A 21,774-nucleotide genomic window follows, 5' to 3' on the forward strand; every position below is an offset into this window, starting at 1 on the left:
ACGGGTGAAGACGTGTGCGATGCACCGGACGTCCTTCGAATGGTTGAGTCGCATGTCATTCTGAACGGAGTGAAGAATCTCTTCGGGTGCACACGGACTACTGTGCTATACCTCAAGGGATTCTTCACTTCGTTCAGAATGACGTCCAACCCAATAAAAAACCCCTCGCAACGCAAGGGGTTCTCTGCAAAGTTACGATAGTGAGTTGTTCAACGGAACATCTCTTTGATCATACCCCACGTACGCTTGACACCGGCGGTCGGGCGGGTGACAGTAATCGTCTGCGAATAACTGACAGCGTTCGTATAAACAATTTTCAGGCGGTACTTGTACAGATCGGACAGCGGGGTAATGTGGTTGCCGTTGTTCGAGGCTCCCTGCTGCGGCATGTAATTGAAATTCACGTCGCGGTAGTGATAGCTCGAATTGCTGCCGGTCGCGGTGACGGTTGCAATCTCGGTGTAATTATCGCTCTTGATATCCGAGCGCTCGATACTGAAGCTCTTGACGCCGGCTTCGTTGCCGGTCTGCCAGTCGAGCGTGATCGCGTCGGCATCGGCATGCCCCTTGAGGTAGCTCAGGAGCTCTGCAAAGCCGAATGCGACCTGCGAGGCCGCAACAAGGGCGATCAGAACGAAAATAACCTTCTTCATCGATGTACCTAATGCGTAATTCACGAGGAAAATTCCTCTAATTACAGAACCCTGCGCTATCAGGAAAGTTGCTGGAGAGACTAATTGATGACTATCGTTGATGCAACTGTTTGCCCATCTACTCTCCAGAGCCGAACCGTGTAGACTCCGGGCGCCAGGTGCTTCCAATGCAGGACGGATTCGGAGTCGCCGTTCGCCTCAAGACTCGTTGCAACTCGTTCTCCTGTAATACTATATAACTCCGCACGCGATATGCGAGCACCTCGGATACGTACGAACTCGTTCGCCGGTTGAGGGTAGAATTCTAAATCTGCAGCGGGCTTTGATGCGACGATACCGCCATTATCGACTGCCAGATGGAATGTCGATTGAGCGATCGTCTCGCCTTTATGGTGCCACTCGATCGTCCATGTACCCGTATCGACAGGATGATCGAATGTCGATTGGAACAGTGCAAGATCGGTGACCGCGAATCCGTGGCTATGGTAGCCAAAATGGAAATCCGACTCAGCATGAACGGTAGACCGGTGAAAAACGGAGCCGTGGGGATCGATCCAAATATCCGTCAATGAATCGTTGGTGAAGCGGTTCTTGTATTGCAACCAGCCCCAGACCGTATCATTAGCAGACTGACTGATGCCGATATTGGTCCTGTTGGCAGGCCGTTCCATGAGCGAATCGCTGCCGATGAGTGCTCCGGTCGTAATGCCGAAGTCGATGACACCGAAACTCGTATCGTAGACGGGGATCGGCGAGATCATCGGCGGGATCGACACGAGGTCGCAGTTGTCACCCATCGGATCGATGTATCGGCCGGTCGAGTCCTCGAACCGGAAGTAGAGCTTCGCGTAGTATGCGCCGCCCGAGGAGCCGACCATCGCGAGCGTTTGTCCGGTATTCACCGAGTCGCCGAAGGCGACCTGGATCGATCCGTGACGCAAGTACGCATAGTACGAAAACAGGTTCGGACCGTGTTGAATACGAACAAAATTTCCGTGATCGGTTGAGACCGACGAGCGCGTCCGATCGTCCGATGTGCTTCGGATCGCCACGACGCGGCCGGGCCCCGCTGCTGTTACCGGCATGCCTTGATCCATCAACTTCAAGTTCTTCAGCACATAAATCAGTCCGTGCCAATTGTCGTAGCAGTATTGGTTGCATGCAAAATTCCGGACCGAACCACTCGCCGTGTCGTGATCGAAGTAGCTCCAGACATACCAGTCCTGGTTCTGCTGGCCGCTCATCGGCGACGAGAATTGCGCGAACGCCGACAGGGGGAAGGCCAGCAATACGAAGAGAATGATGCGTTTCATACTATGGTGGTTAGAGTACGCGCAAATATACGGGGCCGACGGGCGGTCCCGTATGTAATACAGTTAGAGGCCCATGAGTGTTGGGTTCTGTGCGTCAGACCGTCTCGAACATCGCCCCAATGCCCTGGCCGACGCCGATACACATGGTGGCGATCCCACGTTTGAGTTTGCGGCGCCGCAGTTCGTACAAGAGCGTACCAACCAAGCGTCCACCGCTGGCACCCAACGGGTGACCGATGGCGATGGCTCCGCCGTTGACGTTTACCTTCGAGGGATCGAGTTTCAGGTCGCGGATAACTGCAAGGCTCTGGGAAGCAAATGCCTCGTTGAGCTCGAAGAGATCGATGTCCTTGACATTGAGACCCGTGCGCTTTAAGATTTTCTGGACGGCATAGACCGGTCCGACACCCATGCAGCGCGGTGAGAGTCCTTCGACGCCCGAAGCGACGTAACGGCCGAGCGGTGTGATGCCAAGTGCTTTCACCACAGCCTCGCTTGCGACGACAACAGCGCTGGCGCCGTCGTTGAGGCTGCTCGAATTTCCGGCTGTCACGCTGCCGCCTTTGCGAAATGCTGCGCCGAGCTTCGCTAATTTCTCAGGCGTCGTATCGCGTCGCGGTTGCTCGTCTTTCGAAATGACAATGGGATCGCCCTTCTTTACGGGGATGGTGACAGCAACGATCTCGTCGTCGAACCTGCCTGCGTCTTGCGCTGCGATCGCACGTTGGTGCGATTCGTAGGCGAACGAATCCTGATCTTCTCTGGAGACGTGCCATTGCTCGGCAACGTTCTCGCCGGTCTCGCCCATTGCTTCGAGCGGGAACATCGTCTCGAGCTTCGGATTCGGATAGCGCCAGCCGAGCGCGGTGTCGTAGGCGGTGAGATTGCCAAATAATGCGGCGCCGCTGACATTCTTCGGCAGCGAATATGGTGCGCGGGTCATCGATTCGACGCCACCGGCAACGATGATATCCGCTTCGCCCGCGATGATCGCACGCGACGCTTGAATTACGGCATCGAGGGACGAGCCGCACAACCGATTGATTGTTGTAGCGGGTACGCGCTCGGGCAGCCCTGCCAGCAGTGCACCCATGCGCGAGACGTTTCGGTTGTCTTCACCCGCTTGGTTCGCGCAGCCCATCATGACGTCGTCGATTTGCATGGGATCGACACCCGCACGGGCAACGGCTTCTTTGATCACGAGTCCGGCCATGTCGTCGGGACGTACATCTTTCAGAGCGCCGCCGTATTTCCCGAACGGAGTGCGGCAGGCGGAGATTATATAGGCGTTGTTCATACGATTATTCGCTGAGCGCTTTTTTTGCAACGATGCTCCAATCCTTCGAGCCGAGGCCTTCGGCGATGAGGGCATCCATCTCTCTGCCGAGGGCAGGCATGACCATCAGATCGTTGTGCGCTCGCGCGGCTTCTTCGACCATCAGGCGTGCGTCTTTGCGGGCCATGAGCAATTCCCAAGTCGGCGCATCGTAGTTGCCCATACGCAAGCGTTTGATGCGCGCGGCAGATGGCGTGGTGCCGATCTGTTCGAGGAAGCCGATCACATCCTCCATCGGCAGACCGAGCGACTTGCCGAGCGTGATGCTGTCGATCAGCGCAGCCGAGATCGAAAGGAAATTATGATTGCCAAGGAGCTTATACGCCGCTGCATCGCCGACGTTCTCGCCCATGTTCTGCAACTCACCGGTCATCTGTTTGAGCGCAGCTTCGACCTTCGCGATGACCGCTTGATCGCCTGAGACGAGCATCGAACCCGAACTCTCGAGTGCGTTCTGCGGCCCCATGAACACAGGAGCATGGACGTAGTCGATGTCTTGTGACTTCAGTCGGGCCGTGCGTTCGATCGCGCCGCTCACCGTTGTCGTCGTGTGATCGACGATGATTATGTCCTTTGCAATAGCACTGACGATCTGCGCGAGGATGCCTTCGACCGCCGCATCGTCCGAGACGCAGATATGCACGCGCGTCGCGCCCTTCACCGCATCGGCAGCGTTCTCGAACGCCTTCGCCCCGACCTCTTCAAGTACCTTCGCACGGGCGGCGGTGCGATTCCATACGTTCACGTCTTCGCCGCGTTTGCGCATGGCCCGAACCCAGTTCGAACCCAGCATACCCATTCCAAGAAAAGCGATCATACGTTTCTACTCCTTACTTGTGAATCTCTCGTAATGCTTGTCCCACTCGAAAAATATTTCCATCGGGATCAACGACGACGAATTCGCGCACGCCCCACTCGCGATCGGCGATCTTGCCATTCGGATGAATGGCGCCCGTCGGTTCGATCTTCGCATAGAGCGCGTCGATGTCCTTGACAGCTATATAACACGATGTGACCGAAGGTAGCTTCGGGTCGTCGCATTTGTAGTAATGCACTTCGAACGGGCCATCTGCGATGATCACATAGTCGCCGGAGTCGGTGCAGTTCGTTCCGAAGACTCTGTTGCAGAACGCGACCGACCGCTCGGTATCGAGCGAGGGGAGGATCGGGATCACCTTCGGGTGGTGGTTGGCGAGCATAGTCAGTAAATGATTCTAAAGAAACTTCTTTCCGCTTTCGGCCATCAGTCGCAGCATCGGCGCGATCTTGTAGCGGTCGTGGCCGTACTCGACCTGCAACGCTTCGAGAATGGCGACGACGACATACGCGCCGATCTCGTCACACCAGGCGAGCGGGCCCTTCGGGTAGTTCGTCCCGAGCTTCATCGACGTGTCGATATCCGCTGCCGTTGCGACGCCTTCCATCACGGCATAGGCCGCTTCGTTGATGATCATTGCGATCGTGCGTGGGAAGATCCCCGCAACCGAGTCGCCGATCTTCTCTGGCGTCTTCCCGAAGAGCGATTCTACAAGTGCGGCATCGGATTCGACCGCCTCCTGCTGCAATGGGATCGAATACTCGATGGCCGTCTGCGCTGCAAGCTGGGATGGTATGATGGGGATGCCGATAATTCGTTTAAAGCCGAGCACATTTCGTGCGATGGCCGTCGCGGGAGCCGTCAGGGTGTTCGTGATGAGCACGGCGTCCTTCGACACGAACGACTGGATGTTGGAGTACTTCTCGTTCAAGTCGAAAAACTCGCAGTCGATCACCACATCCGCGCCGCTCTGCACGAGCGTGATGTTCGCCTTCGCTGCGAAAAACTGTGTCAGCACAACGCCGTGCTGGGGTTCGGATAAGAGTGTGACGTTCATTCGTACATCAAAGTGTCATTCCGACCGAAGGGAGGAATCCGGGATCGCTCCGATCTTCAAGCCTTCAGCCGGTTCAAGATTGTCGTCGTCACAGATTCCTCGTTCGGGCTGAAGCCCTCCTCGGAATGACAACGGGCTTACTGTTCTATCCCCAAAATATTCTTCACCCGCAATGCCTTGCCTGCGACCTCGGCCGGCGTGTCGCCGACGATGTTCACGTGGCCCATCTTGCGGCCCTTGCGTGCTTCGGCTTTGCCGTAGAGATGCAGCTTCAATCGCGCATCGCGCAGAAGCAGGTCCCACTGCGGTGTGCCGTTCGCCCAGATATCTCCGAGCAAGTTCACCATGCCTGCATTCGGACGGTTCATCGTCGCTTCGCCGAGCGGCATAGCACACACGGCGCGAAGCTGTTGCTCGAACTGGTTCGTGACACAGGCGTCGATCGTCCAGTGTCCGCTGTTGTGTGGTCGCGGCGCGAGTTCGTTGATGAGCAGCTTCCCATCGTTCGTCACAAAGAACTCGACGCAGAGCACGCCGACACACTCAAGCGCTTCCATCACGCCCTTGGCGATATCCACCGCCTCTTTCGCAAGCTCGGCTGGGATCGGGGCCGGCGCGAGCGTTACATCGAGGATGTGATGACGATGCGTATTCCACACCGGCACGAACGGCACGAACGAACCATCGAGTCCGCGAGCGGCTACGACCGAGATCTCCTTTTCGAACGAGATAAACGCCTCGAGGATCGCCTCGTCGGTACCGAGTGACTTGAATGCTGTCGCGGCTTCTTCGGCGGTGTTCACTTTCGCTTGTCCTTTGCCGTCGTAGCCAAAGCCTGCGGTCTTGAGCACGCACGGCAGCCCGAGTTCTGCGATCGCCGCAGAGAGCTCCGCTTCGTTCGTGACACGACGAAACGGAGTGACGGGGAAACCGCCGTTCTTCAAGAAGGTCTTTTCGCGCAGACGGTGCTGCGTCGTATGCAGCACTTCCGGTCGCGGACGCATCGGCTTCACTTCTTCGATCGCCTTCGCGACTTCGAATGCAATGTTCTCGAACTCAAGCGTCACGACATCAACGCCCGAAGCAAAATCGCGCGCGGCTTCGGTGTCGGTGTACTCGGCCACATACTCCACATCGGCGATCTGTCCGGCAGGGGAGTCGGGCTCGGGTGAAAAGACGTGAACACGGTATCCCATACGCCGCGCTTCGAGCGCAAGCATCCGCCCGAGCTGCCCGGAGCCGAGAATACCGATGGTTGAACCTGGTAGGATGGGGGTCATGTAATATGTACTATGCCTGTCATTCTGAACGGAGGTCGCTTGCGACCGCAGTGAAGAATCCCTTTCGGTTTGTACGGATCATTCCGGCAGACACGCAGGGATTCTTCGCTTTGCTCAGAATGACAGCTACGATCTACACCAACTTCGCCCCTCGCACATCCGCCGTCTGCTTCTCGCGGTAGGTGCGGAGCTTCTCGCGCAGCGCTGGCCGCGAATTTGCAAGAATGGCAACGGCGAGCAAGCCGGCGTTCTTCGCGCCAGATTTCCCGATGGCGAGCGTGCCGACCGGAATGCCTCCCGGCATCTGCGCGATCGAGAGCAGCGAGTCCATTCCTTTGAGCGCGTGGCTCTCGACCGGCACACCGAGCACCGGAAGCAGCGTCATCGACGCCGTCATGCCCGGCAGATGCGCCGCACCGCCTGCACCGGCGATAATCACTTCGAGGCCGCGCTTCTCGGCGGTCTTTGCGTACTCGCTCATCCAATCGGGGGTGCGATGCGCACTGACGACTTCGCACTCGTGCTCGACGCCGAACTCCGTAAGGATGAGCGACGCTTCGCGCATCGTGTCCCAATCGCTTGTAGAGCCCATGATGATCCCGACGATTGGCATTTTGCTCGATTTCATGTCTTGAGGTGCGTCGAACATGGTTGTGCTGGTTACGATCGTTGTGCCGCCCCGACGTTCGCCATGGGTTAAAACCCATGGCCATGTGTCTTTCAGTCCTTCGGACGTAATACGCGTCCGCTTCAGCGGACTGAAAGAACCATAGACCCGCGTTTCAACGCGGGGCGGGCGTTTGGCCTATTCCCCCTGCCCAAGCGAGAAGCCGAGCTCCCCGTCGAACGTGCAGAGGTTTTCGGTTTTGATAAAATCGATGCCGGCCGCATTGATGTTGCCGAGCAGCGCGACAATATCGCCGTGCGTGATTGCCGTATCGTTCGGCGTGCGGAAACGGCAGCGCCAGTGATCGGAGATGAACGTCTCGGGCATGCCTTCGGGCCATACCTTCACGCCACGGTTTGCGATCATTTGGATCTGCAACCCTCCGACCCCCACCGCTTGCATTTTCGCGGCCATATCGTCCGGCGTGAGTCGCGAGTCGACAAACACATCGACGCCGATGAGTTCTTTCTTCACTGCACGTGGCGTGTACTTCCACGCGCTCTTCGGATGTGCAGACTTCGAAAACTTCACCACCTTGAACGTCTCGGGCAATTTACCCAGATGAGTAATCACCGCCTGCGCAAACTCCTGCGTGCCGACGAGATCGTGCGAGTGATTGTACGAATAAATATCTTTTGTATGGATCCCGTGTTCGATCGTCGCGAGCCAGGCGTTCGCGATGTTCTCCGCGACGTCGGGTTGCCCGACATGCACGAGCATTTGTATCGCACCTTGCAATAGTCCCGACGGATTCGCAACGTTCTGCCCGGCGATTGTAGGCGCCGATCCGTGGATGGCTTCGAACATGGCGAAGTCCTCGCCGATGTTCGCCGAGCCTGCGATGCCGACCGAACCGGCGACCTGCGCCGCAATATCCGAGATCACGTCGCCATAGAGATTCAGCGTCACGACGACATCGAACATCTCCGGCTTCTCGGCGATGAATGCCGCGCCGATGTCGAGGATGTAATGATCGTGTTCGATCTCGGGATACTCCGGCGCGACTTCGTTGAAGATCGTATGAAACAGACCGTCGGTCAGCTTCATGATGTTGTCCTTCGTCACGCACGTCACCTTCTTGCGGCCATGTGCGCGTGCATATTCGAAGGCGTAGCGGACGATCTTCTCGGTGCCCGGGCGCGAAATGAGTTTTATCGCTTGCGTGACCTCGGCGGTCTGTTGGTGCTCGATGCCGGCGTAGAGGTCTTCCTCGTTCTCGCGGACGATCACGATATCCATCTTCGGATGCTTCGTGTCGATATACGGGAAGTACGACACGCACGGACGGACGTTCGCGTAGAGGCCGAGCGTTTTGCGGACCGTCACGTTCAGGCTCTTGACGCCGCCGCCTTGCGGTGTGGTGATCGGCGCCTTCAAAAAGACGCGGTTGCCGCGGAGGATATCCCACGCCGAGTTGTCGATGCCGGTCGAAACGCCGCGCTTATAGACTTTCTCGCCGATCTCGATCACATCGTAGCGAAGCTTGGCCCCCGCAGCGTCGAGGATGGCAAGCGTGGCGGTCATGATCTCGGGTCCGATCCCGTCTCCGTACGCAATCGTAATTGGCGTCTTTTCAGGCATTAGCGCGATTCGTGAGCAAGAATGTGAGTATAGACGCCCTATAACAACAGGAGGGAGGGGATGAATCCGAAGGGGGAATGCTGCTCACACGCCCGCATACGGGATGGGCACACACCATACACCCCCTCCCGCATACGGGAGGGGGCTGGGGGAGGGGCATTATATTTGTAGTCAATAGATTTTGGCCAATGTTCGAACAAGCATTCAAAAACATCGACGACATCCTCCGGCAGGATCCGGGTTGCGCTACCGAACTCGATTACATTGAGCAAACCTCGTGGATTCTGTTCCTAAAGTATCTGGACGATCTCGAATATGTCCGCCAAGAAAAGGCAGAGGTTGATGGCAAGAAATATTCCCGCATCCTACAGGCGTCCTTCCGATGGGATACGTGGGCTGTACCGAAGACTTCATCAGGGAAGCCCGACCACAACAAGGCAATGTCCGGCGATGATCTGCTCGACTTCGTTAACACGCATCTCTTTCCCTATCTACGAAAGTTCAAGAGCGAGGACCCGAACACCATCGAATACAAGATCGGTGAGATCTTCCACGAGTTGAAGAACCGCCTCGTGAGCGGCTACCGGCTGCGCGAGATTCTGGATGTCGTCGATACGATGCATTTCCGGCTCTATGAAGAGAAGCACGAGCTCTCGCATTTGTACGAATCGAAGATTGCGAAGATGGGCAATGCCGGGCGAAACGGCGGCGAGTACTATACGCCTCGGCCGCTGATTCATGCTATCGTGCAAGTTGTGAATCCGAAGATCGGCGATACGATCTATGACGGAGCATGCGGCTCGGCGGGGTTCCTCGTCGAAGCGTATAACCATCTCGTCGGCGACGGCAAGAAGCTCTCGACGGCGGACCTCAAACGATTGCAAGAAAAAACGCTCTTCGGCAAGGAGATCAAGTCACTGGCGTATATCATCGGCATCATGAACATGATCCTGCACGGGATCGAAGCGCCGAATATCCGACACACGAATACCCTCGCCGAGAACATCAACGACATTCAGGAGAAAGACCGCTATACCGTCGTGCTCGCGAACCCGCCGTTCGGCGGAAGCATCGGCAAGGAGATTCAGGAGAACTTCCCGATCCGCACGGGCGAGACAGCGTTTCTCTTCCTGCAGCACTTCATCAAGATACTCAAGGCAGGCGGTAAGGGCGGCGTGGTTATTAAGAATACGTTCCTCTCGAATACCGATAACGCCTCGGTTGCGCTTCGCAAAGAACTGCTCTCGAAGTGCAACCTGCATACCATCCTCGACCTTCCTGGCGGGACGTTTCAGGGTGCGGGCGTGAAAACCGTCGTGCTCTTCTTCGAGAAGGGCGCACCGACGAAGAAGATCTGGTACTACCAACTCAACCCCGGCCGCAACCTCGGCAAGACGAACCCGCTCTCGGTCAGTGATCTCGAAGACTTCGTTAGGCTCTCGAAGAAGAAAACCGACTCGGAGAATTCCTGGACGATCGCCGTCAAAGATATTGACCAAGCCACTTTCGACCTCTCGGTAAAGAACCCGAACAAAGGGGGCGAAGAGACGCTGCGTGATGCGAAAGAAATTCTGAAAGAGATGCGGAAGCTTGATGTAGAATCCGAAAGACTATTTGAGAAAATCGCAGAGTTGATATAATCCCGATCGCACGCGATATGGTCAATAAACCAATCAAGACACAAACCGTCGGCAAGGACTTTGCCAAGACGAGTGGCGTCCTCCTCGACCAGACCGCTGATACCGCGCTTGTCTTCTTCCCACAGATCCATCCGGGAGGCGTTCGGGGTGACTTGATTCGATTCAAGAAGGTCCGAAACGAGGAGTGGGAGAGGATCCCTGAGGAGGATTTTAGGAAGATTCAGCTCTTTGAAGGGAGCCATGTCGAATTGGGGACAGATGCCATCAAGATTCTCTCGGAGGCCGTGGAAACAAGAAAAGCGATCATAACCAAAGGTATAGTCCCTGGCCGCCATGAATACTTAGTCGCTGAGAAAGAGGAAGTGATAGTTGTTAGCGATCAGAACAAGAAGAACGTTATTGAGCAATTGTTGACGCGTGGATATTCGGAGGAGTTTTGGCAACTCTTAAGCATTTCTGATCCTGGATTGGCAGATAACCTTTCAGCTGGACATTTGCTCAACAAGCGCAAGCAAGTAGTGGAGGAATTGAGGAATCGGTTGCGCAAGAAATACTCTGAAACCATGGGTGAGGACTCCTGGCAATACTGGATATATCAACATAACTGGCTATTTGGAGTCAACTACCAAAAGGCAATTTCAAAACAAAAGATAAGCATCCTGGGAATTATGCCTGACTTCCTGTTCCCGACTATGGACGATTTTGTGGATCTACTCGAAATAAAACTTCCTGAAGCAGAAGTGATAGAGGCGGACCCGAACCATCCTGGTTCGTGGAGGTGGTCGAGAGAAGCGAATTCCGCGATTGGTCAGGTGGTGACCTATCTGGGTGAAATTGAAAAGTCGCGCTACCAAATCCAAGAGGCAATTGCTAAGAAATATGACCGCACGGTATCCTTGCTTAAGCCACGTGGCTTCATCCTAATCGGGCAGAGTGCTGGTTGGGCGGTCGAGAAGTTGGAGGCGCTGCGGAAACTCAATCACTCTCTGCACGCCATTGAAGTCATCACCTACACTGAGTTGTTAAACAGAGGAGAGAGCTTCCTATCAACGCCCGCCATCAGAGCATGAGCAACTTCTGGAAATCAACAACACTTGGTACATTGTGCGAGATCAGCACTGGCAAATCCAATGCAAACGAAGCAGTGGATGATGCGCCCTATGCATTCTTTGACCGTTCAAAGACAATCAAGCGAAGTAACCGTTATCTCTTTGACTGCGAGGCGTTGATTATTCCCGGAGAAGGTGCCGAGTTCTTCCCTCGCTACTACAGCGGCAAGTTTGATCTGCATCAACGTGCTTACGCACTATTCAATTTTGACAGTAGCGTTGACATTCAATTCGTCTATTGGCACTTGATCCATTTTCATAAATACTTCGAACGAGTTGCGGTTGGAGCCACCGCAAAGTCTTTGCGGCTACGCCATTTCACTGACCTTCCCATTTCATTCCCACCCCTCCCCGAACAACACCGCATCGTGAAGATTCTCGATGAGGTCTTTGCCGCGGCGGCGAAGGCGAAGGAGAACGCGGAGAAGAATTTGCAGAATGCGCGGGAGTTGTTTCGGAGTCACCTTCACTCGGTGTTCGCTGTGCATGGCAATGGGTTACCGGAGAGGTCACTTGTGGACCTCTGCGAAACGAACCGGGTGATAACCTACGGTGTGATTAAGCTCGGGGAAGAGACACCAGGCGGAGTCCCGTGTCTACGGACCAGCAATGTCCGATGGCTGAACGTCGAAACGGAAGGAATGAAGAGGATCAAGCCCTCGCTCTCCAAGGAATACTCGAGAACGATTCTCAAAGGTGGGGAAGTCTTGGTCAACGTGCGAGGAACATTGGGTGGCGTCGCGGTCGCTACGTCTGATATGGCTGGGTGGAATGTCTCTAGGGAGGTGGCAATGGTGCCAGTGGATGCCACGCGCGTGAACCCAAGATTCCTGAGCTACTTCATTGGTTCTGGTGCAAGCCAGCAGTGGCTTGGCGGAGTCAAGAAAGGGGCTGCCTACATCGGCATCAATATTGAGGACCTGCGGCAGCTTCCGGTACGTAGGCCCCAATGAAAGAGCAGTTGAGGCTTGTTGAACATCTTGACTCAATAGATGCCGAGTCGAGGCGGCTTGCTCTTCTTTATGTGGGCAAGCTCCACACCCTCGAAGAGCTAAAGAAATCCATCCTGAAAAAGGCGTTCAGTGGAGAACTGTAGGGAGATCAAATGATCACAGAGCATGTGACAGGCGCGTCGGAATGGTGTGGAATTAAACCCCACTACCGTGCCGTTGTATTATTGTCGCGCAAAATAGGACAAAAGTCATGGCAACAACTGTTAAAAAAACAGCCAAAAAGAAGGGGGGCGCCTGGACGCACTCCGACACGAAGACCGCCGCCTGGTCTCGTGCAGATAAGAAAGCCGATTGGACCGTCAAAACTCAGACAGGAATAGCTGTTATGATGGAGGTAAAAGGACCCACAGCCGGAGATACGCTGAAGTGGGCCTCACACCTCAGCCCGATCTCAGTGATCAGGGTGTCCGAGCATGGCCTCCATGCGAAAGTTCTTAAATCCATCCAGAAGGAGACAGGATTTTCGAGCATTGATCTGGCAAGGTGCCTTCAGATCAACAACCGTACCCTCCAGCGGTATCAGCAGAAGAATGTCCTGATGAATTTCGAGGTATCCGAGCGCGCGCTGCTTGTGGCACAGATCGCGGAACATGGCCGAGAAGTGTTCGGGAGCATGGAACAGTTCAGATTGTGGCTCGAGATTCCCAGCACCGCATTGGGCGGCATTTCACCAGAGTCCATACTCAATAGCATCACTGGGATGCAACTGGTCAAAGCTGAACTAGGCCGGATTGAACACGGCGTGTACTGATGATCGTTTTTCGCATCACCAAACAGGAGAACAGCAGGGACCTTTCTGGCGAGGGAGCCAGACTCTACGGCGGTCGGTGGAACAGCCCTGGTCGTCCGATGCTCTATACTGCGACATCGCGCTCATTATCATTACTGGAAATGCTCGCTCATTCGACAATATTGCCGACGGGCATGGTGAGAGCGATGCTCGAGTTGCCTCCCCATACTCGGATCCATAAGCTCGAACTCGCCGATCTTCCCATCGGATGGGATGTCAAGCCACATTCGCTGGTCAGCCAGAAAATCGGAGATGACTTCCTGAGAGCCTTGAAATTCTTGGCACTGGAAGTCCCCTCCGTCATCGTGAGTGCGGAAAGTAATGTTCTTATTAACCCATTACACCCTGACGCTGGCAAAATCAAGATTCTGGGATTGGAAAACCTGTTTGTCGATCCGAGATTAAAATAGCTCATGAACGAATCGGAAACCAGAGCCGAGCTGATCGACCCCGCTCTGAAAGCAAGTGGCTGGGGCGAGGTTACGGATTCGCGTATCCACCGCGAATTTCCGATAACCGACGGTCGCATCGAGCCTGGCGGACTTCGCGGCAAAGCCGAGAAGGCCGACTACGTTCTGGTGTACCGAAATCAAAAGATCGGTATCGTCGAGGCGAAGGCAGCAGACAAGTCCCCGACCGAGGGAGTCGCACAAGCAAAAGGTTACGCACAGAAGCTTGAGATAGATTACACGTATTCCACCAACGGCAAAGAGATCTACGAGATCTCGATGAAGACGGGCAAGGAAGGATTCGTTGCACGTTTCCCGACGCCCGAAGAACTCTGGAAGCGGACGTTTGCCGATTGGAATGCGTGGAAAGAGAAGTTCTCGAACGTCCCGTTCGAGGACGGCGGCACCGGCAAGCGGCCGAGATATTATCAGGAGCTTGCTGTCAGCCATGCGACCAATGCCGTTGCCGAGGAGAAGAATCGAATTTTGCTCACACTTGCAACGGGCACAGGCAAGACGTTCATTGCCTTCCAGATCGCGTGGAAGTTATTCCAGAGCCGTTGGAATCTGCGCCGAGACGGCGAGCGGCAGCCGCGCATTCTGTTTCTTGCCGATCGGAATATTCTCGCAAGCCAGGCATTTAACGACTTCGCGGCATTCACCGAAGACGCGAAAGCCCGCATCAAGCCGGCGGAGATCAAGAAGAAAGGCGCTGTCCCGAAGAATGCGAGCGTGTTCTTTACGATCTTTCAGACGTTCATGAGCGGGCCGGAAAAGACGCCGTACTTCGGCGAGTACCCGCCCGATTTCTTCGATCTCATATTCATCGACGAGTGTCACCGCGGCGGCGCACAGGACGAAAGCCAGTGGCGTGGCATCCTCGATTATTTTTCACCTACGGTGCAGATCGGCCTCACGGCAACGCCGAAGCGAAAGGACAACGCCGATACCTACCGCTACTTCGGCGAACCAGTCTATACGTACTCGCTCAAGCAAGGCATCAACGATGGCTTCCTGACCCCGTTCAAGGTGAAGCGTATCCAGACGACGATGGACACGTACATCTATACCTCTGATGACGAGATCATCGAGGGTGAGGTCGAAGTACCGAGAGAATACGTGGAGAAGGACTTCAACCGAATCATCGAGATCAGGGAGCGCGAAGCAAGCCGCGTTAGGATCATGATGGAGGAGATCAACCAACATGAAAAGACGCTGGTCTTTTGCGCGACGCAGGACCATGCGCTCGTTATCCGCGACCTCGTCAATCAGATGAAGGATTCGAGCGATCCGGATTATTGTGTCCGAGTCACAGCGAATGACGGGTCGATCGGCGAGGCATTCTTGCGGAAGTTTCAGGACAACGAGAACGCCATTCCAACGGTACTCACGACTTCGCAGAAACTTTCGACGGGTGTCGATGCACGTAATGTCCGCAACATCGTTCTGCTTCGTCCGGTGAATTCGATGATCGAGTTCAAGCAGATCATCGGGCGCGGGACGCGATTGTTCGAGGGTAAGGAGTTCTTTACGATCTACGACTTCGTCGGGGCGTACAAGAACTTCTCTGACCCCGAATGGGACGGCGAGCCGTTGGACCCCGTAGAATCGGAGCCACGGAAGCCAAAAGAGCCGAAGGGCGAAGTTGAGCCCGGACCAATTGAAGAAGGGCCGGATGAGAAGCCGAAGAAGCTCAAGATCAAGCTACGCGACGGCAAAGAGCGCGAGATACAGCACATGATCTCGACGTCGTTCTGGAGCGCGGACGGGAAACCGATGTCGGTGCAGGAGTTTGTCGACGAGCTAACGGGTACGTTGCCGGAGTTCTTCAAGAGCGAGGAAGAACTTCGCAAGATTTGGTCCGATCCTGCAACACGCAAATCCTTTCTCGAAGGATTGGCCGAGAAAGGGTACAGCAAAGACAATCTCGAAACGTTGCAGCGCATTTTGGATGCCGAGTCATGCGATCTACTCGATGTGCTGAGTTATCTCTCTTTCTTTACGCCGAAGATCACGCGCAGCGAACGCGTTGCGAAGACGCACTCGAAGATCGTTGACGGTCACAAAGCGTCGGAAGCCGATTTCCTCCAATTTGTACTTGCGAAATACACGGAGAACGGCTTTGCTGAACTCGATTCGGAAAAATTATCTGTACTCCTCGATATGAAGTATCTGGCGATCGACAATGCGAAGAAAGAGCTTGGCGATGTCGGTCATATCCGGTCGTTGTTTTTGAATTTGCAGAAGGATTTGTATTCGCGGGCGGCTTGACTTGCCCTGTAAAAATGCGCGACTGTAAGTGCTTTACTTGCGCGATTCGAACCCAGATACTTTCCATATAATCCGCATCAATGCCGACAACTATGCAGGGTATTTCGGCGGCGTTTACCGTATAATGCCTGTTTTGCGGTAGTCAATCCGATCCGAGATTCGACTCAGTTCGCTGTAACCCCTTATGTCTGTAGCAAGTTGTGCAGATTCTGCTAATCCGTATTCGTCACTCTTTGGATACAGTTTATTCTGCACGGGTTGAACGACCGAACACCGGTGGCCTCCTTGTGTCATGTCATCACTCAAGGAGACCACCGGCATGATGTGCTACACTGCGTTCGGTATGGTTAGAGGACGTAGACGTTCACGTAAGACTGCCGTGACGGATCGACGTTCTCCATCGCTGCGGCGAGCATATCCGGCCCGTCGTCGTGTTCGTCGCTCTTCCCATAGCGGATCAACTGACGAACCAGCGTCTTCGTATCCTCCGACCCTGCCCCAGGCAAGAGGATACGCTTACGTGCCATATACGGCTGCAAGGAACGGATGCGTGAGTCCTTCGAGATATCGAAGCGGTCGAAGTGAAGCGGAAACGAGATACCCATCCGGGCTTCGTATTCCGAGAAGAACCGTTCAAATACGGTTTCCTTATCGACCGAGCCGTCGCATCGGATCTGATATGGTCTCCATCGTTCGTCGAACTCATGGACAGCACCGAGCATCTCGTCGATTCCCACTTGCCGGATGAACAGATCGAGGACGATCAGATAGATCCCTTCCCCGAATGCAACCCCGTTCGAGTCGCACCATCTGCCGAAGTCCGGCCGGTTCGTATCGTGGGTATAGCTGACCACCGCCGCCATTGCCGTGAAGTCGTTCGTCCCCGAGATGGCCGGGTCGATCTGGATGACGACCGACGTGTAGTCGAGCTCTTCCGGCAGCATCTGGTAGTGGTGAATATCCCGCTTGAGTTGGAATACCGTTCCGACCTCGACCGCTTTACAGAGATACTCTGCATCGTACCCGTCGTCGCCGATCTGTTCTCTGGTCGAATCGAGCAGTTCTATCGGAAAGCGAGACGGCCACGAGGAACGGCGAACCCCGTTCGAGTCCACGTACTCGGCAGGATAGCGACGTTTGACGATCTTCGTGAACTCGTCGTCAGAGAGTAACCGATCCATCATCGATCCGTGACAGATGATATTCCCAACCACGAGGAACTTCCATCCTTTCGGGACAAGAGCCGGTCGTGCGTCTCGTACGAGACGCCGAAGTTCCTTTTCCGTCCGTTTCTCGCTTTCGGCCGACGAGCGGTCTTGCAGGTCTTCGGAGATAATGACATCCGGGCGGTTATTCTCGTTGATGAATCCGCGCAGCGACATGTTCGTCCCGAAGGCGACGACCCGACAGAAGGTGCGCTTGGTTTCCTCGTCGCTACAGGAGAAGTCACCACGAGCGGCATCCGAAGATACCAGTGCTCCGAAATCGCTGCGCAGCCGCTGATTATGCTGGAGTTCGATCAGAACACGCTGGGTATAGAACTCGGCCTTTTCAAGGGTATCGAGCCGATAGACGATGAGGTGATGCATCCGGTAGCAGACCCACCGAATGATCTCGGCGAAGATCAGCGTGGATTTGGCACCGCCTCGTTGCGCCGTGATCGCCACTGGGATATCCGTTCGCTGGAGGTCCTGGACGAACTCGCCATGCCATTCGGCAGGATCGTCTCCGAAGTAATGCGGCAGATACGTCCGGTAGAAATAGAACGGGTCGGTTCTTCCGCGTTCGAGACGTTCCGTCTTTGCGGATTCATCGGTTCGGTCGAAGAGGGAGAGCATCCCGATCTCGGCCATGAGCGCGTGAGCGTCCCGGCGGAACTCGGCGTCGGTGATGTGTTTGGGTTTCGAGGTAATGGGAGAATATGTGTTCATGAATTGTATTATTGAGTTGTTGATAGGTGATACCAATCACTGTTCGGACAGCGACCGGTAAAATGGGGGCAAGGCAGTGTTGAGGACTCGGATCGCTTCGACGTTTCCGGTCTTACTGAGGAAGCGGACGAATTTCCTCATGGCGAGCATCATCGATCCCTTCTCGTCGTAGCTGCCGTCGAGCCGCAGGAGCGATTTCGTATAATGATCGAGCCGTTTGAGGGTGAGTTCGCTCACGCCATCTCCGTGATCGAGGTTCTCGTCGATACCGTCGAGCAGGCGAACGATGAGTTTTTTAATGCGCACGGCGATCTCGATCCCGGTCACAATCGTCTCTTCGCGGTCGGCTTCCCAATGGTTCTGTTTACACCACGAGCGGACGGTATCGGGATGAACGCCGAGTCGGGAGGCGATCTGGAGCGGGGTGAACCCGTCGTGCACGTAGAGTTCGCGCGCGAGGATGCGCTCGTCGCGTAAGGATCTGTTTGACATTGGTGAGGTACAACGGAATTATGCTGTTGAAAAAAGAACCCAGAGACTCATCCGGGAGGCGGATCGCTCTCAAGGTGAAGAATACGATTAGTATCTTCAACTAGAACGGTACACTGAACGTACCGGGCGATGCAAAGTTACAGCACGGAAATCGAATATCCAAGAACTTTCGGTATATATACGGATACATATATGTATTTGTCCACTAATGACCCGAACGTTGGGGTTGAGCACTCTCCCCGAGTATCCTTCTCGATAACAACGACAACCCCCGGCAGAGTATGCCGGGGGTCGTGCGCTTGTCCCGTGGTAGTACGAAAAAGGCCCGCAGAGATGCGGGCCTTTTTACACTGGTAGGTAGGTATCGAGTAACCATTCGAGTTGTTCGCTCCGGAGCTTCCGGCGGACCTTCGGCCATGAACCGTCGAAACAAACGTTCAACGTGCGAAGCGTGACCTTGACGATTCGTTCGACATCCTTCGTTTCCCTCGCTCCGAGGTACTTCCCCTTGAGGATACGGTCTGCAATCTTCAGATTCCTGATGGCTGAAGCGATCGAGCTATTCCAGAAGTTCTTCTTCATGGCTGGTCTTACTTGCTGTTGTGAAAGAGGGTTGTGAAGAGTTCGACCATCACCGAGTTGCGTAACTCGGTGAGTTCATGCTTCGCGGTATCGAGTGCGAGAACATCGAAGCTGTTGAGGCCGTAGGAGTCGAATCCGCATTGATAGAAAATGACCTTCACGGTCGAGCCGTCGGTAACGAGTGTTTTGATACGCTCGGTGAGGGTATCGGCCATCTTTTGGTTCGGTAGAACCGGGGTCGAAATTTGAATGGTCGTCGTCATGTTCGCGGTCTGTAAAGTCATTATTTTATGGCGTTAGCCTGTTCGTAACTTCTGACACACACAACAAGGTGGGATGCTGTCCGTTCGGGCGAAATGAGAGAAATATCCGGCCTATAAACTGCTGAAAATTATCATGTTGCCGGACTAATTACATAAAAATAGCAAGTATTAGCAAATACTTAGTACAATCAGGGAAGAAATGACGTATGTTCGTAGTAATGAATGACGGCACCAATTGCGCCGTGAGTAGAGGTCAGGGAGGAAATGGTCCATCAAAATAACCCCGTGGCAAATCGACTCCCTGATCCTCTACCTCGGGCCGAACAGCAATAAGTTAATGACTCGGAGGTGGAGAAATATCAGCAACCGTTCAGTTCTATAACTTAGCACGGCTCTAATTGGAGTGAGCAGTTCGTAGATGACAATCTCTTCTATATTCTCCGCTTATTTGAGAATTCGTGGAATTTGCATAATGACCCTGCTATCAGACAACTTTCTACTAAGGTCGTTGAAAATGGCATGTAACTTTTTCTTGGTTGGCGTGTCTTTTGAGATAATGGGAAGCGCGAACTCTCAACGAAATCGATATGGATGCAAGTTCAAAGATGAGAGTGGTACTTTGTGGATGGTAGGTTGGTTAATTAACACTATTTAGAACGGTGTCTGAGATGAGCATCTCCAAACGGGCCCTAAAAGTTTTGTGTCGAGCATTCATATTTATCATTTTGATAGCCCCTATTGTCCACGCCCAATCAATTCTCGACCCGAACTGCTGGCGACCAACGATCGGCAATGGGATCGATGAGTATATGGTCGGCATGAAGAAGATACCATACTTTGGTGCCCAAATCGCTGCCTTCCCAGCTCCGAAGGATGATACGGATCATTTATACTTCACAATGCCGGATGAATCTGCCGAACCGTACTATCCGAAGCTCTACCGATCTCCGAAGCCATTCGACCTTTCCAGACTCGAATTCTTGGGTCTGCTGCGAATAAAAAACTACGCTTCCAATCCCGCGTATGCCCTGAGATTCGGTCACTTTCATAATTCGACTTCTGTAGATATACTCCTTCAGGCCGATCTGCGAAATAACGGCCGTCCCTCGATCTATTGGGCCGACTCGAACGGCCGATACGACACGAACCGTGTGACATTTCTGTGGTCCTCGGTGCAGGGTAATGACCATCCTGAGGGGGGATACGGATTCTCGCTCGCATCTTGGTTGGTTGTCGGGCCTATGGCGAATGATACGGTGGACGATATACTCATGGAGCTAAACACCAATTGGACTCCTTACCAGGTTGATCTTGATAGTTCGCGATATGCGTTTGCTTTTTTTCATGGCGGTCAACACCTATACGAATCAGCATCGCCCGCGCTCTCGGACTCCGCTCTAATCTTCCCTAACTGGACGCCTCGCGATACGATAAAACGAGATCCGACGCGATACGCATTTAGCGGGGACTTCAATGGTGACGGCCGAACGGATATGGTGTATCTTGATCCCTACGGAAATTACTTTTTCTGCCCCTCGACCCAACCGTTTTCGCTTGCGCAGATTTACGAAGCATCCGTGTTCGACACTCTGATATCTGCGTCAGAGAGTGTGCACCTTTTACCACAACTTCCGCAATCATTCGAGTACCCAAGCATGCAGGCGCTCCCTCGCAAACCAGGTGATCGCTCTGTCGATCTCTTGCTCCCGGTACAAACCGACGGGTTCATGTTGAATTCGATCTGGATCTTCCGGGGCGGCCCGGACTTTGGTAAGAAACGATTGACTGTCGATACCGGTGCAACGGTCCCAAGTGAATTCCAGCAAGCCGAGTTCATCCTCCGTCACCCTGCTGTGATCAATCCAGCCTACAAGAACTATCAGTGGGGTGGCTTCATCAAAGAATGTGGTGACATCACCGGCACCGGTCGTCCGGTGATCAAGACGAACGGTGGTGGCGGAGCATTTTCGCCCGGCACAGACTATTACTACGTGCTTGGTGATGCCATCGACGACAAGGCGGACATTGCCATCGGTTACGAGATCGGCGCAACCGTTGAAGCGGTGGACGTGAATGCAGACAATGACAAGTACGCCGATGTACTATTCCATGCATATTCCACCTACAGCAACGGTAGCCTGACGCCGGACTCGAGCGGACTATTACTGTTGCATGGCTCTCCGAAGATCCCAATCCATCTGAATCAGAAGTATGCGGTGCCGGTCAGTCTACAAAGAGATGAGCAGTGTCGGGCATATCCAAATCCGGCAGGTCGTGGTACAACCCTCACGTTCCGCTCAAACGGCGAACAGATCCATATAAGTGTACGCGATCTGTTGGGACGACAAGTAATGTCGACAACAACAGAATCTGATATCGGTCAAACTACTTTTTATTTGCCACTGCAAGATTTGGAGTCAGGTACATATACCGTAGCGGTCTCTTCCAGTGGAAGTACATGCAATGTAAAACTGCTCGTGACGCATTAGAATTGTTTTTTTTGGTCACATTTCAACTATCCAAATCACTA

Annotated in this window: 21 protein-coding genes; 8 read left to right on the forward strand and 13 right to left on the reverse strand. The window is 54.2% G+C overall.

Annotated elements, in window-relative coordinates; translation table 11 throughout:
• Positions 1-209 precede the first annotated feature (209 nt).
• The 9 genes from JSS75_01825 to JSS75_01865 form a co-directional block, all read right to left on the reverse strand.
• Positions 210-653 carry a hypothetical protein gene (locus JSS75_01825; protein ID MBS1902426.1) on the reverse strand — a complete coding sequence of 148 codons (444 nt, stop codon included), beginning with the start codon at positions 651-653 and terminating at the stop codon, positions 210-212.
• A gap of 80 nt (positions 654-733) precedes the next feature.
• A complete protein-coding gene (locus JSS75_01830) occupies positions 734-1,966 on the reverse strand; it encodes a peptidoglycan DD-metalloendopeptidase family protein (protein ID MBS1902427.1) in 1,233 nt (410 codons plus the stop codon).
• Between the two features lie 94 nt (positions 1,967-2,060).
• On the reverse strand, positions 2,061-3,263 hold the full coding sequence (locus tag JSS75_01835; protein ID MBS1902428.1) for a thiolase family protein: 1,203 nt from the start codon (positions 3,261-3,263) through the stop codon (positions 2,061-2,063).
• Positions 3,264-3,267: 4 nt separating this feature from the next.
• Positions 3,268-4,119 carry an NAD(P)-dependent oxidoreductase gene (locus tag JSS75_01840; GenBank protein MBS1902429.1) on the reverse strand — a complete coding sequence of 284 codons (852 nt, stop codon included), beginning with the start codon at positions 4,117-4,119 and terminating at the stop codon, positions 3,268-3,270.
• Between the two features lie 13 nt (positions 4,120-4,132).
• Entirely contained in the window at positions 4,133-4,501 is a 369-nt protein-coding gene (locus JSS75_01845; GenBank protein ID MBS1902430.1) for a VOC family protein, read from the reverse strand.
• 15 nt (positions 4,502-4,516) lie between these two features.
• Positions 4,517-5,176, reverse strand: a complete 660-nt coding sequence (locus tag JSS75_01850) for a hypothetical protein (protein MBS1902431.1) — start codon at positions 5,174-5,176, stop codon at positions 4,517-4,519.
• A 137-nt stretch (positions 5,177-5,313) separates the two neighbouring features.
• Positions 5,314-6,456, reverse strand: a complete 1,143-nt coding sequence (locus JSS75_01855; protein MBS1902432.1) for a 5-(carboxyamino)imidazole ribonucleotide synthase — start codon at positions 6,454-6,456, stop codon at positions 5,314-5,316.
• Positions 6,457-6,589: 133 nt separating this feature from the next.
• On the reverse strand, positions 6,590-7,084 hold the full coding sequence (gene purE, locus JSS75_01860; GenBank protein MBS1902433.1) for a 5-(carboxyamino)imidazole ribonucleotide mutase: 495 nt from the start codon (positions 7,082-7,084) through the stop codon (positions 6,590-6,592).
• Positions 7,085-7,261: 177 nt separating this feature from the next.
• The gene (locus JSS75_01865; protein MBS1902434.1) at positions 7,262-8,704 is read right to left on the reverse strand and encodes an NADP-dependent isocitrate dehydrogenase; all 1,443 of its coding nucleotides are present in this window, start codon (positions 8,702-8,704) and stop codon (positions 7,262-7,264) included.
• A gap of 188 nt (positions 8,705-8,892) precedes the next feature.
• On the opposite strand from JSS75_01865, the gene JSS75_01870 reads away from it, so the two are divergent.
• The 7 genes from JSS75_01870 to JSS75_01900 all read left to right on the forward strand — a co-directional run bounded on the left by JSS75_01870 (position 8,893) and on the right by JSS75_01900 (position 15,976).
• On the forward strand, positions 8,893-10,344 hold the full coding sequence (locus JSS75_01870; protein ID MBS1902435.1) for an N-6 DNA methylase: 1,452 nt from the start codon (positions 8,893-8,895) through the stop codon (positions 10,342-10,344).
• A 17-nt stretch (positions 10,345-10,361) separates the two neighbouring features.
• Positions 10,362-11,414, forward strand: coding sequence for a DUF4263 domain-containing protein (locus JSS75_01875; GenBank protein ID MBS1902436.1), 1,053 nt, complete (start codon positions 10,362-10,364; stop codon positions 11,412-11,414).
• Positions 11,411-12,406, forward strand: a complete 996-nt coding sequence (locus JSS75_01880) for a restriction endonuclease subunit S (GenBank protein ID MBS1902437.1) — start codon at positions 11,411-11,413, stop codon at positions 12,404-12,406. Before JSS75_01875 ends, JSS75_01880 begins: the two co-directional genes overlap by 4 nt.
• Complete coding sequence (locus JSS75_01885) at positions 12,403-12,549, forward strand: hypothetical protein (GenBank protein MBS1902438.1); 147 nt, start codon at positions 12,403-12,405, stop codon at positions 12,547-12,549. Before JSS75_01880 ends, JSS75_01885 begins: the two co-directional genes overlap by 4 nt.
• A 107-nt stretch (positions 12,550-12,656) precedes the next feature.
• Positions 12,657-13,217 (forward strand): DUF2384 domain-containing protein, encoded by a 561-nt coding sequence (locus JSS75_01890; protein MBS1902439.1) that lies wholly within the window; start codon positions 12,657-12,659, stop codon positions 13,215-13,217.
• Positions 13,217-13,666, forward strand: a complete 450-nt coding sequence (locus JSS75_01895) for an RES family NAD+ phosphorylase (GenBank protein ID MBS1902440.1) — start codon at positions 13,217-13,219, stop codon at positions 13,664-13,666. Before JSS75_01890 ends, JSS75_01895 begins: the two co-directional genes overlap by 1 nt.
• A gap of 3 nt (positions 13,667-13,669) precedes the next feature.
• Positions 13,670-15,976 (forward strand): DEAD/DEAH box helicase family protein, encoded by a 2,307-nt coding sequence (locus JSS75_01900; protein ID MBS1902441.1) that lies wholly within the window; start codon positions 13,670-13,672, stop codon positions 15,974-15,976.
• Positions 15,977-16,323: 347 nt separating this feature from the next.
• Here the strand turns inward: JSS75_01900 and JSS75_01905 are convergent, their stop codons facing one another.
• From JSS75_01905 to JSS75_01920, 4 genes are all read right to left on the reverse strand, one after another.
• Positions 16,324-17,907, reverse strand: a complete 1,584-nt coding sequence (locus JSS75_01905) for a hypothetical protein (GenBank protein MBS1902442.1) — start codon at positions 17,905-17,907, stop codon at positions 16,324-16,326.
• A 36-nt stretch (positions 17,908-17,943) separates the two neighbouring features.
• The gene (locus JSS75_01910) at positions 17,944-18,399 is read right to left on the reverse strand and encodes a hypothetical protein (GenBank protein MBS1902443.1); all 456 of its coding nucleotides are present in this window, start codon (positions 18,397-18,399) and stop codon (positions 17,944-17,946) included.
• Positions 18,400-18,744: 345 nt separating this feature from the next.
• Complete coding sequence (locus JSS75_01915) at positions 18,745-18,981, reverse strand: hypothetical protein (protein MBS1902444.1); 237 nt, start codon at positions 18,979-18,981, stop codon at positions 18,745-18,747.
• An 8-nt stretch (positions 18,982-18,989) separates the two neighbouring features.
• Positions 18,990-19,265 carry a hypothetical protein gene (locus JSS75_01920; GenBank protein ID MBS1902445.1) on the reverse strand — a complete coding sequence of 92 codons (276 nt, stop codon included), beginning with the start codon at positions 19,263-19,265 and terminating at the stop codon, positions 18,990-18,992.
• Between the two features lie 797 nt (positions 19,266-20,062).
• On the opposite strand from JSS75_01920, the gene JSS75_01925 reads away from it, so the two are divergent.
• Positions 20,063-21,733, forward strand: coding sequence for a T9SS type A sorting domain-containing protein (locus JSS75_01925; protein ID MBS1902446.1), 1,671 nt, complete (start codon positions 20,063-20,065; stop codon positions 21,731-21,733).
• Positions 21,734-21,774: the final 41 nt, after the last annotated feature.

The organism is Bacteroidota bacterium, assembly GCA_018266755.1.
Taxonomy (GTDB): Bacteria; Bacteroidota; Ignavibacteria; order Palsa-1295; family Palsa-1295; genus JAFDZW01.